This window comes from Mesorhizobium sp. WSM4836, assembly GCF_055811815.1.
Map to the genome: position 1 here is coordinate 1 of NZ_JBVVQF010000069.1, position 1,678 is coordinate 1,678.

At 62.9% G+C, this 1,678-nt stretch carries 2 protein-coding genes; both read left to right on the plus strand.

Annotation, left to right across the window (positions count from 1 at the left end; genetic code table 11):
- Positions 1 to 1,101 (plus strand): S-(hydroxymethyl)glutathione dehydrogenase/class III alcohol dehydrogenase (locus AC0L2P_RS32075; RefSeq protein ID WP_473507227.1); only part of this gene is annotated, 1,101 nt, incomplete at its 5' end.
- Positions 1,102 to 1,172: 71 nt separating this feature from the next.
- Positions 1,173 to 1,678 (plus strand): S-(hydroxymethyl)glutathione synthase (gfa, locus tag AC0L2P_RS32080; RefSeq protein ID WP_473507228.1); only part of this gene is annotated, 506 nt, incomplete at its 3' end.

Below are 1,678 nucleotides of genomic sequence, written 5' to 3' on the forward strand. Positions count from 1 at the left end.
GCCGCCGGAAAGCCGCTGGAGATCATGGAGGTCGACCTCGAAGGTCCCCGCGATGGCGAGGTGCTGGTCGAGATCAAGGCAACCGGCATCTGCCACACCGACGAGTTCACACTGTCGGGCGCCGACCCGGAAGGCCTGTTTCCGGCGATCCTCGGCCATGAGGGCGCCGGCATCGTCGTCGACGTCGGCAAGGGCGTCACCTCAGTCAAGAAGGGCGACCACGTCATCCCGCTCTATACGCCGGAATGCCGGCAGTGCCCGTCCTGCCTGTCGCGCAAGACCAATCTGTGCACCGCCATCCGCGCCACGCAGGGACAGGGCCTGATGCCGGACGGCACCTCGCGCTTCTCGATCGGCAAGGACAGGCTGTTCCACTATATGGGCTGCTCGACCTTCTCCAACTTCACCGTGCTGCCCGAGATCGCGGTGGCCAAGGTCAATGCCGACGCGCCGTTCGACAAGATCTGCTACATCGGCTGCGGCGTCACCACCGGCATCGGTGCTGTCATCAACACGGCCAAGGTCGAGCAAGGCGCGACGGCGGTCGTCTTCGGCCTCGGCGGCATCGGCCTCAACGTCATTCAGGGCCTGCGCCTTGCCGGCGCCGACATGATCATCGGCGTCGACCTGAACAACGACAAGAAGCAATGGGGCGAGAAATTCGGCATGACGCATTTCGTCAATCCGAAGGAGATCGACGGCGATGTCGTGGCTCATCTCGTCAACATGACCAAGCGCGGCGCCGACCAGATCGGCGGCGCCGACTACACCTTCGACTGCACCGGCAACACCAAAGTCATGCGGCAGGCGCTTGAAGCCTCGCATCGCGGCTGGGGCAAGTCGGTCATCATCGGCGTTGCCGGCGCCGGCCAGGAGATCTCGACGCGGCCGTTCCAGCTGGTCACCGGCCGCACCTGGATGGGCACCGCCTTCGGCGGCGCGCGCGGCCGCACCGACGTGCCGAAAATCGTCGACTGGTACATGGCCGGCAAGATCGAGATCGATCCTATGATCACCCACACGCTGAAGCTCGAGGACATCAACAAGGGCTTTGACCTGATGCATGAAGGCAAGTCGATCAGGAGCGTGGTGGTTTACTGAGGAGGAGAAAGCCGCCGGCTACCAGCCAGCGGCCGAAGAAATGCAGATGTTCAACAAGGGAGGAGACAAAAATGCCGGAAAAACTGCATCCTAAAATCGACAATGGACTGCCCCGGGAAAAGCCCGACTTTGCCGGCGGGACGCTGGTCTGCGCCTGCACCAGCAACCCGGTCAAGGTGAAGGTCAAGAGCCAGATCGCCCACAACCATGCCTGCGGCTGCACCAAATGCTGGAAGCCGGAAGGCGCACTGTTCTCGGTCGTGGCGGTTGCCGGTACAAACGACGTGACGGTGACCGAAAACGGCGACAAGCTGAAGGTCGTCGACCCGAGCGCGCTGATCCTGCGCCATGCCTGCACCGGCTGCGGCGTCCACATGCACGGCCCGGTCGAGCGCGACCACGCTTTCAAAGGCCTGTCCTTCATTCATCCGGAACGCTTCCAGGAGGATGGCTGGTCGCCTCCGGGCTTCACCGCCTTTGTCTCGTCGATCATCGAATCCGGTGTCGATCCGAGCCGCATGGACGGCATAAGGTCACAGCTGAAGTCAATCGGGCTCGAGCCCTATGATTGCCTCAA